We start from the raw sequence: 14003 nt of genomic DNA on the forward strand, positions 1-14003 counted from the left end.
TGAGCTTTAAAATCAGGATGATTTTAATAAGGACAGTGGACGCTCAGGATGAGCTTTAAAATCAGGATGATTTTAATAAGGACAGTGGACGCTCAGGATGAGCTGAGGTAATACGCTGCGATGGCAGTGTTTTACGTAGCATGGATGTTAAAACCTTCACAGCGCGTTTGAACTCCGCAAGGAGTCAGGGATGAAAAAGCCCGAGAGGGCTGCAATACGGATATTGAAAAAAGTCTTATGGTGGCCGCACTTTATAGTGCGGCCTTCCTTTTTACGCCTCTTTATTTCTCACTCTGATGATGCTTTTTACTGTGCTGTTACTGCAGAAATTTAGTTGGCAAACCACTCAGCAAACTTTGTCGTGCTTCATCTGGCAGATAGATGATGGCCGATGCATGAAATATTTTCAGCTGTTGTTTTTCGGCTATTCGACTAAGAAATGAACTGCTACATTAACTCAGCACACAAAAATCAGGCGAAAAACAGCCAGTGCATGAAAAAACCCCGTAAGTAAAAAAACCTACGGGGTTGTCTGATAAAGACAAAGGACAAGGATAGACGACTTAGTGGGTCGGGTTCGTTTGCGAAGTGTGCTGCAATATCAGGCTACACACTTTGCAAACCGCTTCCGGCAGGCCCCCACCGAACCTGCCAGACTGCTTACTTGGATGATGAAACAAATTCAGGATAAGCTTCAATGCCACACTCTGAACGGTCGACACCATCATATTCTTCTTGCTCACTGACACGGATCCCCATGGTCAGCTTCAGTACATACCAAACCACCAGACTGGTGACAAAAACCCAGACAAAGATGGTGGCGGCACCCAGCAACTGGCCACTGAAAGAAGCTGAATCTTTGGTCAGAGGCACAATCAACAAACCAAATAGACCGACAACACCATGCACAGAAATAGCACCTACAGGGTCGTCAATTTTCAGTTTATCCAGCGCAACAATAGCTGCCACGACAATTACCCCAGCCACAGCACCAAAAATGGTGGCCTGTAGTGGTGTTGGTGTTGAAGGTTCTGCTGTAATCGCCACCAGACCAGCCAAAGCACCGTTCAGCACCATGGTTAAATCTGCTTTACGGAACAACAACATCGCAACAACTAAAGATGCCAGCGCACCACCAACGGCGGCAGCGTTGGTGTTTACAAACACCATAGCAACGCCATGCGCATTGCCAATATCTGCCAGCTTTAACATAGAGCCGCCATTAAAACCGAACCAGCCCATCCACAGAATTAAGGTACCTAAAGTAGCCATTGGCATATTACATCCGGGGAATGCGTGCGCTTTGCCGTCTTTGCCGTATTTGCCTTTACGAGCGCCAAGCAGTAACACCCCGGCGAGCGCAGCTGCGGCACCGGCTAAATGCACAATACCTGAGCCAGCAAAATCGGAAAAACCATGGTCAGCAAGAGTGTACAAACCAAATACCGACTGACCGCCCCAGGTCCAGGAGCCTTCTATTGGGTAGATAAAACCACACATCACCACTGCAAAAGCAAAAAATGCCCAGAGTTTCATCCGTTCGGCCACAGCGCCAGACACAATAGACATGGCTGTTGCGACAAAGACCACCTGAAAGAAAAAGTCGGATGCTTTGGAGTAAATAGCTTTACCGGTAAAGCCATTTTCACGTTCGGCAAAACCTGCCAGAGTCGCATCGACATCCATAGCTTCAATGCCGGTTAAGAAAAAACCACCGCCGTACATAAACTGATAACCACATACCAGATACATCAGGCAGGCAATGGCATAAAGTGCAAAATTTTTGGTCAGAATTTCAGTGGTGTTCTTCGCCCGCACCAAACCGGATTCCAGCATGGCAAAACCAGCCGCCATCCACATCACCAAAGCGCCACAAACTAAAAAGTAAAAAGTGTCGATCGCAAACTGTAAATGATAAATTTGTTCTTGCATGAGCTACTCCTAGATGGCTTCTGAGTCCATTTCACCAGTGCGGATCCGGATCACCTGCTCCAGATCGTAAACAAAAATTTTGCCGTCGCCGATGCGGCCAGTGTGTGCCGCGGTTTGAATGGCTTGTAATAAGCGGTCAACATTCTCATCCAGGGTGGCAATTTCGAGCTTCACTTTAGGCAGGAAATCCACCTGATATTCAGCTCCACGATATAATTCGGTGTGGCCTTTTTGCCGGCCAAAGCCTTTGACTTCAGTGACCGTCAGACCTTCAATTCCAATGTCCGCGATGGCTTCACGGACATCGTCAAGCTTAAATGGCTTGATAATGGCACATACCAGTTTCATAACAGTTATCCTTGTTGGTTGGGCCGGGCGCAAACCAGACCAGCTCTTGTTGCAGTTGCAATAAGGATAAGAAAACCTTGTGCCATGTTTTTTATTTGTTTTAATTCATATAGTTAAACTAAATAGCAAATGCATGCACAAAAAAACGCACCAAGTCGGTGCGTCATTTCCCTGCCAAAGTGCAGTCGATAAAATGGTTGGCGTTTATTTTTTGGGTAAAAACTTTTGCCATTCACTGAGTAAATGAATGAAATCTTCCAGGCCACATTCAGCCATTAAGCTGGCATCGTCTGTGGTGAGCTCGGCTTCCAGTTCAGCATCAGGCTCGTCAAACTGCCCCACACTATGGTGATACACCAACACTTCCTGCCGCTCTATTCTTAAAATGTATTCGCGCCCTTCAAACTGATATTCAGTGTAGGGACCAACGTTTTTTAATTGTTCCAACAATGGCTGATAAGCCTGCGCAGTCCGCTCAAATTCATCCAGCAAAAACCGCTGCAGCGCATGCTGCTCCATCGGCAGCTTCAGCAAATAACGCCTGCTGTCGGGCAGATAAATAAAGTCAAATTCCACAGTTACACCTCTGTTTTGAGCACGACCGCCAACGCCAAAAACAAAGAGGCCCGCAAAGCGGGCCTCTGTTGTACAACTCAACCGCTGTTATACAGCTTGCTGCACAATCACATTTGAAGCCACTTTGGTATATTGTGGCATCTGATGGAAGTTCAGATAACGGTATGTGTCAGCCGCAGTGGTTTCAATCTGTTTTGCATATTCCAGATATTCAGGCACTGTTGGCAGACGGCCAATAATAGACGCAACAGCAGCTAATTCAGCAGACGCCAGATACACGTTCGCGCCCTGACCTAAACGGTTCGGGAAGTTACGGGTAGAGGTAGAAACCACTGTGGTGTTGTCGCCTACACGAGCCTGGTTACCCATACAGAGTGAACAACCCGGGATCTCAATACGGGCGCCCACACGACCATAAATACCGTAATAACCTTCTTCGGTCAGCTGATCTTTATCCATCTTGGTCGGTGGTGCAATCCACAGACGGGTTGGGATCTGGCCTTTGAACTTGTCGAGCAGCTTACCGGCAGCGCGGAAGTGGCCGATGTTGGTCATACAGGAGCCGATAAAGACTTCGTCGATCTTGTCGCCTGCAACTTGTGATAATAAACGTGCGTCGTCCGGATCATTTGGCGCACACAGAATTGGCTCTTTAATATCGGCCAGATCAATTTCAATCACAGCTGCATATTCAGCATCGGCATCAGCACGTTCCAGTTTTGGATTGGCAAGCCAGGCTTCCATGGCATTGATACGGCGCTCGATGGTGCGTACATCACCGTAACCTTCAGCGATCATCCACTTGAGCATCACAATGTTCGACTCCAGGTACTCGCGCACTGAAGCTTCAGATAAAGTGATGGTACAACCTGCTGCTGAACGCTCAGCAGAAGCATCTGACAATTCAAAGGCTTGCTCAGCAGTTAACTGCTCCAGACCTTCGATTTCCAGCACGCGGCCAGAGAAGATATTAACCTTGCCTTTTTTCTCCACCGTCAGCAAACCTTGCTTGATGGCGTAATAAGGAATGGCATGCACTAAGTCACGCAGTGTGATACCAGGCTGCATTTCACCTTTAAAACGCACCAGCACGGACTCTGGCATATCCAGTGGCATTACACCTGTTGCGGCAGCAAAAGCCACTAAACCAGAACCTGCCGGGAAAGAAATACCCAGTGGGAAACGCGTATGTGAGTCACCACCAGTGCCTACAGTGTCTGGTAACAACATACGGTTTAACCAGCTGTGGATTACACCATCACCCGGACGCAGCGAAATACCACCGCGGTTCATAATAAAGTCTGGCAGTGTGTGGTGGGTGTTTACGTCAACCGGTTTTGGATAAGCGGCTGTGTGACAGAAAGACTGCATCACTAAATCCGCAGAAAAACCTAAACAAGCCAGGTCTTTTAATTCATCACGGGTCATAGGACCTGTGGTGTCTTGTGAGCCTACTGTGGTCATTTTTGGTTCACAGTATTGGCCTGGACGAATACCTTTCACGCCACAAGCTTTACCCACCAACTTCTGAGCTAAAGTGAAGCCTTTGTTGCTGACTTCAGTCACAGCAGGACGCTGGAATACGGTTGAATGCGAAAGACCCATAGCTTCACGGGCTTTGTCCGTTAAACCACGACCGATGATCAGGGGAATACGACCGCCGGCACGCACTTCATCCAGCAATACGTTAGAGCGCAGTTCAAAAGTAGAAATCACTTCCTCAGTGCCATGGCGTTTTACCACACCCTGATGTGGGAAAATGTCGATCACATCACCCATGTTCATCTTAGACACATCTAATTCGATAGGTAATGAACCTGAGTCTTCCATGGTGTTGAAGAAAATTGGCGCGATTTTGCCACCTAAACAAACACCACCGGTGCGTTTGTTTGGTACAAATGGCATATCTTCACCCATAAACCACAACACTGAGTTGGTGGCAGATTTACGGCTTGAACCAGTACCAACCACATCACCCACATAAGCCAGTGGGAAACCTTTGGCGATCAGCGCTTCAATTTGTTTCACCGGGCCTTTAGAACCAGGAACATCCGGCTCAATACCATCACGCACGTTTTTCAGCATGGCTAAAGCGTGCAGAGGAATATCAGGGCGTGACCATGCATCAGGTGCCGGTGATAAATCGTCAGTGTTGGTTTCGCCTGTAACTTTAAATACAGTCACTGTGATTTTTTCAGGGATAGCAGGCTTGCTGGTGAACCATTCAGCGTCAGCCCAGCTTTGCATTACAGCTTTGGCGTGAGCATTACCAGCGTCGGCTTTTTCTTTGACGTCATGGAAAGAATCAAACATCAACAGCGTGTGAGACAAACCTTTGGCTGCTAATGCGCCTAATTGTGGATTATCCAGCAGGTCAATCATCGGCTGGATGTTGTAACCACCAAACATGGTGCCTAACAGTTCAGTCGCACGCTCAGGCGTCACCAGTGGGCTCACCGCCTCGCCTTTAGCAATGGCAGTTAAAAAGCCTGCTTTCACATAAGCAGCTTCGTCAACCCCTGGTGGGATACGGTTTTCTAACAAATCAACCAGAAAAGCTTCTTCGCCTTTTGGTGGATTTTTTAATAATTCGGTTAATGATGCCACTTGCTCTGCATTTAATGGCAGTGGAGGAATGCCCTGAGCGGCGCGTTCGGCCACATGTTCACGGTATTGTTGAAGCACAGTAATGTCCTCTGGTTGGTCCACTGCAACCTGTATTACAGCGGTTTTCAGTCGAATCTAAACAGGCTGGATTATAAGAAAAAAATGCCTGAATTGACATGCAAGTATAAGCAGCTGGGCTTATAGTGGGTATAAGTCTGGTGAATGATGATAGCGTTTTAAACAGCGCTTGAGAATATAAATTCGTCCGCTGTTTTGCACCAGGAACAAATAGCAAAAAGGCCGCAAAGCGGCCTTTTATCAGATGGTTGCTACTGCAGACCCCTGCAGCAACACCGGATTACCAGATTTTCACGCGTTTTTCCGGTGCAATATACATTTTGTCGCCTTCTTTCACGTCAAAAGCGGTATAAAACTCAGGAATGTTGGACACAATACCAATGACACGGTATTCGCTTGGCGAATGTGGATCGGTCAACAGCATGTTGCGCAGGTATTCTTCCCGGCCTTTACGACGCCATACCTGAGACCAGCTTAAGAAGAAACGTTGTTCGCCGGTAAAACCGTCGATCACAGGCGCTTCTTTGCCTTCCAGCGACAGTTTATAAGCTTTTAACGCGACAGTTAAACCGCCTAAGTCACCAATGTTTTCACCTAAGGTCAGCTCGCCGTTCACGTGCATGCCTTCCAGTGGTGAATATTGGTTGTACTGCTCAACCAACTGTTTGCCGCGTTTTTCAAACTCAGTTTTGTCAGCGTCTGTCCACCAGTTACGCAGGTTACCGTCACCGTCAAACTTCGCACCCTGATCATCAAAACCATGGCCCAATTCGTGACCAATCACAGCACCGATACCACCGTAGTTCACCGCATCGTCGGCTTCCAGATTAAAAAACGGAGGTTGCAAAATAGCTGCAGGGAACACAATTTCATTGTTTACCGGGTTGTAATACGCATTTACCGTTTGTGGTGTCATAAACCATTCTGAACGGTCAATGGGCTTGCCCAGTTTGTTCAGCATTTCCTGATAAGCAAACTGGGCAGCCGCTTTGTAGTTGCCCACCAGATCGTCAGCTTTGATGCTCAGGTTGGAATAGTCTTTCCACTTGTCCGGGTAACCGATTTTTGGTGTAAATTTATTCAGCTTTTCATGCGCCGCTTTTTTCGTTTCCGGCGTCATCCATTCCAGTGTATCAATGCTCTGGTGGTAAGCTTTAATCAGGTTCTGTACCAGCACTTCCATCCGCGCTTTGGCTTCTGGTTTAAAGTGTTCTGCTACATAGAGTTTACCCACTACTTCACCTAATACTTCATCAGAAGCGTTCACGGCTTTTTTCCAGCGAGGTTGTTGTTCTGTGGTGCCAGATAAAGTTTTGCCGTAAAAATCGAACTGACGATCGACAAAGTTTTTGCTTAATTTGCCTGAATATTCAGATACTAAGCGGATAGATAAATAATCTTTCCAACTTTGCAGATCAGTTTCTTTATAAATTTTGCCAAAGGCCTCAAAGTAGCTTGGCTGCGACACAATCAGTTCGCTGGCACCATCCAGTTTCACCGCTTTAGCGTAAGCATCCCATGGGAAATCACCTAAAGTTTTGACTAAATCTGCTTTGGCAAACTTGTTATAAGTTTTGTCAGCATCGCGGTTTTCAACACGGCTCCAGTGTTTTTCCGCAATCTTGGTTTCCAGCGCCATCACGCGTTCAGCTGCTTTTTCTGCATCTGCCACGCCAGCCAGCGTCAGCATATCTTTGATATAGCTCACATAAGCAGCACGAATGGTTTTGAATTTTTCTTCGTCTTTGAAGTAGTAGTCACGATCCGGTAAACCCAGACCTGACTGACCTAAATACACTGCATACTGAGTTGAGTTTTTAGCGTCGTTGTTGACATACCAGCCAAATGGCAACGAAGTACCAATCAACTGCAGCTCACCCATTAAGGTTGCAAGTTCAGTTAAATCTTTTACCGCAGCAATTTTAGCTAAATCGGCTTCAATAGGCTTGGCACCCAGAGCTTCAATGGCAGCTTCGTTCATGTAGCTGTTGTAAAAGTCACCCAGTTTTTGCTCGTCAGAACCGGCTACTTTGTCAGTTTTGGCAGCTGCGGCTTCAATGATAGTGCGCATCGCCAGTTGAGAGTCGTCGTATAACTTGGTGAAAGCACCATAGTTAGACTTATCAGCAGGAATTTCAGTTTTGGCAAGCCAGGTGCCATTCACACTGTAAAAGAAGTTTTCGGTGTGTTTTACGGCTGGGTCGAAGTTTTCAGTTTCAACGCCAGAGACTAGAGTTTTTGCGGGCTCTGCAGCTGTTACTTCTGGTGCGGCAGTTGTGGCCGGTGCTTGTGGGGCTTTGTCACAAGCCACTAAACCAAGTGCCAGCGCTACACTGGCCGCCAGCAGGGTAATTTTTTTCATTGGTGTTTTTCCTGATTGGAGGGACGGGAATACAATCTCGGGAAATATACTAAAGCTTCATTAGCAACTACACAATGAAGTCTTTACACAAGTTGTAACAGAATGCGACAACTTTGCTGCATCTGCTCAAAACGCCAAAATTAGTCCGGCAGCCAAAAACAACAAAGGCCGCAATGCGGCCTTTGTTTTTCCAAGCTAAATCAGAAAATTATTTCTTTTTTGCTTTTGGGTTTGGCAGGTCAGTGATTGAACCTTCGTAAATCTCAGCAGCTAAACCAATAGATTCGTTCAGTGTTGGGTGAGCATGAATAGTCAGCGCGATGTCTTCAGCATCTGCACCCATTTCAACCGCTAAACAAATTTCACCCAGCATTTCACCGGCGTTGATACCCACAATAGCGCCACCCAGAATACGGTGCGTTTCTTTGTCGAAAATTAACTTAGTGAAACCTTCAGTGCGGGCTGAAGCGATGGCACGGCCAGAAGCTGCCCATGGGAAAGTGGCAGTATCAACAGCAATACCTTTTTCTTTGGCTTCTTTTTCAGTGATGCCTACCCAGGCCATTTCTGGATCTGTGTAAGCCACTGAAGGAATGCAACGTGGGTCGAAGAAATGCTTCAGGCCAGAAATCACTTCAGCCGCCACATGGCCTTCGTGGACTGCTTTGTGCGCCAGCATTGGCTGACCAATCACGTCACCGATGGCATAAATGTGGCCAACGTTGGTACGCAGTTGTTTATCAACATTAATAAAACCACGCTCGTCTACGTTGACACCAGCTTTAGCAGCATCTAACAGGGCGCCGTTTGGACGACGACCTACAGCCACTAAAATTTTGTCGTAACGAACCGGAGAAGCCGGTGCGTTTTTGCCTTCAAAAGTCACATATAAACCGTCAGCTTTGGCTTCAACAGCAGTCACTTTGGTTGACAGCATGATGTTGAAGTTGTCTTTGTTGTATTTAGTGTAAACCTTCACTAAATCCGCATCAGCAGCCGGAACCAGCTGATCAGCAAACTCAACCACAGATACTTTTGAGCCCAGCGCACGGTACACAGTACCCATTTCCAGACCGATGATACCACCACCTAATACCAGCATTTCACCAGGAATGTCTTTCAGCTCTAAAGCGCCGGTAGAATCGATGACACGTGGGTCATCTTTTGGAATAAATGGCAGTGCAACCGGCTCAGAACCTGCGGCGATAATAGCGTGTTCAAAAGTGATAGTAGTATCGCCGGCGACCAGGGTATTTGGGCCAGTGAATTTACCGTAACCAGTCACTACTTTGACTTTGCGCATTTTTGACATGCCGGCCAGACCGTTGGTCAGCTGACCAACCACTTTGTCTTTCCAGGCGCGGATTTTGTCTAAATCAATTTGTGGTGCACCAAAAGTGACACCGTGTGAAGCCATTTCACGGGCATCGTCAATGACTTTGGCCACATGTAATAAAGCTTTTGAAGGGATACAACCGACGTTTAAACAAACACCACCAAGTGTGCTGCGTGCTTCAACTAAAGTCACTTCCAGACCTAAGTCAGCGGCGCGGAAGGCTGCAGAATAACCACCAGGGCCAGCGCCCAGTACCACTACTTGTGTTTTGATTTCGTTGCTCATCGTATTACCTTTGATTATCGGGGCGATTTTCCAACAGCCAAATGTAGGGTGCGGCTGTCAGGCGAAAAAAGTGGCGGAATTTTAACATCAGTGCCGCCGCTCTGTAACCAAGATTTGCAGGTTAGCGCCCTTTTATCTGCGCTAACCTGCGTCATTTACATAATGATCTGGCGGATATCGGCCAGATAAGAAGCCAGTGTTGCGGTAAAACGCGCCGCCAGTGCACCGTCAATCACCCGGTGATCGTAAGACACTGACAACGGCACCATCAGCCTTGGTTCAAACTCTTTGCCGTTCCATTTTGGTTTGATGTCAGATTTAGACACGCCCAAAATGGCCACTTCCGGCGCGTTGACGATAGGCGTGAACGCCGTACCGCCAATGCCACCTAAGCTGGAGATGGTAAAACAGCCACCCTGCATATCAGCAGCGGTCAGTTTGCCTTCGCGGGCTTTGGCAGAAATGTCCTGCAATTCACGCGACAGTTCAATAATGCCTTTTTTGTTTACGTCGCGCACAACAGGCACTACTAAGCCGTTTGGTGTGTCGACTGCGATGCCTAAGTGCACGTATTTCTTCAGAATGAGGCTGGCGCCATCTTCAGAAAGTGAGCTGTTAAAGGTTGGGAACTCTTCCAGCGCTTTGGCTGCCGCTTTCATAATAAACACCAGCGGTGTGTATTTGACGCCAAGTTTTTTCTTCTCCGCAAGCGCGTTCTGCTCTTTGCGGAATTCTTCCAAACCTGTGATATCGGCTTCATCAAACTGGGTGACATGCGGAATACGGACCCAGTTACGGTGCAGGTTGCTGCCCGATAACTTCTGAATACGCGACAGTGGTTTTTCTTCCACAGCGCCAAATTTACTGAAATCTACTTTTGGCCATGGGATCAAATCAAAACCAACACTGTTGCCACTGCCGGTCACCTGACCTTTGCCTGAAGTGACCTGCGCAATAATGTTTTTCACATAATTTTGCACGTCTTCACGCTGCACCCGGCCTTTACGCGCCGTGCCAGTCACTTTGGATAAATCAACGCCGAACTCACGCGCTAAGCGGCGTACCACTGGCGATGCGTGGGCATAAGCCTGATTTTCGACAAAACCTGTGCTGGCTGCAGAAGCCAAAGAAGGGGCTGGTGAAACTACAGCTGGTGCCGGAGCAGGCGCTGCGGCGACAGAAGCGGGAGCAGGAGCAGCTTGCGCTGGTGCTGGTGTAGCTACCGGCGCAGCAGCGCCAGTAGAGAACACAAACACTAAAGAGCCAGTGGACACTTTGTCGCCCACTTTGACTTTAATTTCGGCCACAGTACCGGCAAATGGTGCTGGTACCTCCATGGCGGCTTTGTCACCTTCTACGTTGAGCAGTGACTGTTCGGCTTTCACCACATCACCCACTTTCACCATAATTTCAGTAACTTCCACAGCGTCGCCACCGATATCCGGCACTTTCACTTCCTGTAAAGTGGCAGCAGCAGGTGCCGCAGTGGCAACTGGCGCTGCTGGTGCAGCTGCTGCAACCGGCGTTGCTACAGGCGCAGGAGCTGCAGCACCTTCAAATACCATAATCAGCGAACCGGTTTTTACTTTATCTCCGGCTTTGACCCGCACTTCTTTTACCACTCCGGCCTGAGGTGCTGGAACCTCCATCGCCGCTTTGTCGCCTTCAACACTTAATAATGATTGGTCAACAGCCACATTGTCGCCGGCTTTCACCAGCACTTCTGTCACTTCAACTTCATCGGCACCAATATCTGGTACAAAAATTTCAATGCTCATTACAAATCCTCTTAGGCGAACAGTGGGTTCGGCTTGTTGGTGTCGATGCCAAAACGCACTATGGCGTCGCTCACCAGCTGCTTGTCAATTTCACCTTGTTTCGCCAGTTCACGCAGTGATGCCAGAACTATGTAACCGGCATTTACTTCGAAGTGACGACGCAGGTTTTCGCGGCTGTCAGAACGACCAAAACCATCGGTACCCAGCACTTTGTAAGAAACTGCCGGCACAAAAGCGCGCACCTGTTCGGCGTAGTTTTTGATGTAGTCTGTTGCGGCAATCACCGGCGCTTTACCCAGTACCTGCGCAATAAACGGCACTTTTTCTGCTTCATTCGGGTGCAGCATATTGTGACGTTCACAGGTTTGGCCATCACGCGCCAACTCGTTAAAGGAAGTCACAGAGAACACATCAGAAGCAATGCCATATTCTTCACTGAGGATTTCCGCAGCTCGGCGCACTTCATTCAGAATAGTGCCTGAGCCTAACAGCTGTACCTTGGCCTTGTTACCAGACAAGCTTTCCAATTTATAAATACCACGGCGAATGCCTTCTTCCGCCCCCACTGGCATGGCCGGGTGATGGTAGTTTTCGTTCATCACTGTGATGTAGTAGTAGATATTTTCCTGGGCCGGACCATACATACGACGGATACCGTCCTGCATAATCACAGCTAATTCATAGGCATAGGTTGGGTCGTATGAAATACAGTTTGGCACTGTGCCGGCCAGAATATGGCTGTGGCCATCTTCGTGTTGTAAACCTTCGCCGTTTAAGGTGGTACGACCGGCAGTGGCGCCTAACAGGAAACCACGGGCTTGCTGGTCACCCGCCAACCAGGCCATATCACCCACCCGTTGGAAACCAAACATCGAATAATAAATGTAGAACGGGATCATCGGCAGATCGTTGGTGCTGTACGAGGTAGCAGCAGCAACCCAGGACGCCATAGCACCCAGTTCGTTAATACCTTCCTGCAATACCTGACCTGAAGTTTCTTCTTTGTAATAAGAAACAATAGCGCGGTCTTCCGGCGTGTAGGTCTGGCCATGCGGGTTATAAATACCAATCTGACGGAACAAACCTTCCATACCAAAGGTACGGGCTTCGTCGGCAATAATTGGCACAATTTGCTGACCGATATGAGCGTCTTTCAGCAGAATATTTAAGCCACGCACAAAAGCCATAGTGGTAGAAATTTCACGTTTTTGCTCTTCCAGCAAGCCTTCAAAAGCCGGTAACTCTGGTAAGGTCAGTGGCTTGGTGAAGTTTGGTAAACGCACAGGCGTGTAACCGTTTAATGCTGCACGACGGTCATGCAGGTACTTGTGCTCAGGTGAACCTTCCGGCAGCTGGATATAAGGCAGAGACTGCACATCTTCTTCACTGATGTAGTCTTCCAGACTCAGGCGCTTGCGGATTTGCAGCACATGGGTCATGTCCATTTTTTTCACCTGGTGGGCAATGTTCTTGCCTTCAGCGGCTTCACCCATACCATAACCTTTGATGGTTTTGGCCAGGATCACTGTTGGGCGGCCTTTACACTCTTGTGCAGCTTTAAAAGCAGCATAAAGTTTTGAAGGTTCATGGCCACCACGTTTGAGTGCAAAAATTTCTTCGTCGGTCATATCAGCAACCAGTGCTGCGGTTTCCGGGTAACGGCCGAAGAAGTGCTGACGCACATAAGCGCCATCTTTGGCTTTGTACGTCTGGTAGTCACCGTCCACAGTTTCGTTCATCAACTGTAACAGCTTGCCTGTAGTGTCTTTGGCCAGCAGTTTGTCCCAACCACTGCCCCACACCACTTTAATCACGTTCCAGCCGGCACCACGGAACAAACCTTCCAGTTCCTGAATAATTTTGCCGTTCCCCATCACTGGGCCATCAAGACGCTGCAGGTTACAGTTCACCAGGAAACACAGGTTGTCCAGTTTTTCCCGTGCGGCAAACGACAAGGAACCACGGCTTTCCGGCTCGTCCATCTCACCGTCACCTAAAAAGGCATACACCCGTTGTTGCGAAGTGTCTTTTAAGCCACGGCCATTTAAATATTTTAAAAACCGTGCCTGATAAATAGAGGTGATTGGGCCTAACCCCATAGAAACAGTCGGGAACTGCCAGAATTCAGGCATCAGTTTTGGATGCGGGTAAGAGGATAAACCTTCACCACCCACTTCCTGACGGAAGTTGTCCAGCTGATCTGCAGTTAAACGGCCTTCAACAAAAGCACGGGCGTAAATACCAGGGGAAATATGGCCCTGGTAATAGACTAAATCGCCACCGTCTTTTTCATTTGGCGCGCGGAAAAAGTGGTTAAAACAGGTTTCATAAAAAGCAGCAGACGACTGGTAAGACGCCATATGGCCACCCAGCTCCAGCTCTTTTTTCGAGGCGCGCAGCACTATCATAATAGCGTTCCAGCGGATCACTGAGCGGATGCGTTTTTCCAGATTCACATCACCCGGATAAGCCGGTTCCTGCTGCGGCGGAATGGTATTGATATAGTTGGTGGTTATGCCTGTTGGCATGTCCACACCTTCCAGGCGCGCTTGCTCCAGCACCTGTTCTAACAGAAACTGTGCACGCTCCACACCTTCAGTGCGAACGACAGATTCAAGCGCTTCCAGCCATTCCTGGGTTTCCAGCGCGTCGATGTCCACCTTACTGACTTCAGACATATCAATGTTTCCTATATTCCGGA

The 14003-nt window shown here is 48.2% G+C and carries 8 protein-coding genes; all 8 read right to left on the reverse strand.

Annotated elements, in window-relative coordinates; genetic code table 11:
- Window positions 1-660: 660 nt before the first annotated feature.
- Window positions 661-1932: an ammonium transporter gene (locus tag V7P87_RS01005; RefSeq protein WP_333795760.1), complete on the reverse strand. Its 1272-nt coding sequence runs from the start codon at window positions 1930-1932 to the stop codon at window positions 661-663.
- A gap of 9 nt (window positions 1933-1941) precedes the next feature.
- On the reverse strand, window positions 1942-2280 hold the full coding sequence (locus V7P87_RS01010) for a P-II family nitrogen regulator (protein ID WP_260655559.1): 339 nt from the start codon (window positions 2278-2280) through the stop codon (window positions 1942-1944).
- Window positions 2281-2484: 204 nt separating this feature from the next.
- On the reverse strand, window positions 2485-2856 hold the full coding sequence (locus V7P87_RS01015) for a YacL family protein (protein WP_333795761.1): 372 nt from the start codon (window positions 2854-2856) through the stop codon (window positions 2485-2487).
- Between the two features lie 87 nt (window positions 2857-2943).
- Complete coding sequence (gene acnB / locus V7P87_RS01020; protein WP_333795762.1) at window positions 2944-5541, reverse strand: bifunctional aconitate hydratase 2/2-methylisocitrate dehydratase; 2598 nt, start codon at window positions 5539-5541, stop codon at window positions 2944-2946.
- 280 nt (window positions 5542-5821) lie between these two features.
- On the reverse strand, window positions 5822-7903 hold the full coding sequence (locus V7P87_RS01025; RefSeq protein ID WP_333795763.1) for a M13 family metallopeptidase: 2082 nt from the start codon (window positions 7901-7903) through the stop codon (window positions 5822-5824).
- A 208-nt stretch (window positions 7904-8111) separates the two neighbouring features.
- The gene (gene lpdA, locus V7P87_RS01030) at window positions 8112-9524 is read right to left on the reverse strand and encodes a dihydrolipoyl dehydrogenase (RefSeq protein WP_260655556.1); all 1413 of its coding nucleotides are present in this window, start codon (window positions 9522-9524) and stop codon (window positions 8112-8114) included.
- Between the two features lie 155 nt (window positions 9525-9679).
- Window positions 9680-11302: a pyruvate dehydrogenase complex dihydrolipoyllysine-residue acetyltransferase gene (aceF, locus tag V7P87_RS01035; protein WP_333795764.1), complete on the reverse strand. Its 1623-nt coding sequence runs from the start codon at window positions 11300-11302 to the stop codon at window positions 9680-9682.
- A gap of 11 nt (window positions 11303-11313) precedes the next feature.
- Complete coding sequence (gene aceE, locus V7P87_RS01040; RefSeq protein ID WP_333795765.1) at window positions 11314-13980, reverse strand: pyruvate dehydrogenase (acetyl-transferring), homodimeric type; 2667 nt, start codon at window positions 13978-13980, stop codon at window positions 11314-11316.
- Between the last annotated feature and the right edge of the window lie 23 nt (window positions 13981-14003).

Origin of the sequence: Rheinheimera sp., assembly GCF_036782235.1 — a bacterium.
In the GTDB taxonomy this organism is placed as follows: domain Bacteria; phylum Pseudomonadota; class Gammaproteobacteria; order Enterobacterales; family Alteromonadaceae; genus Pararheinheimera.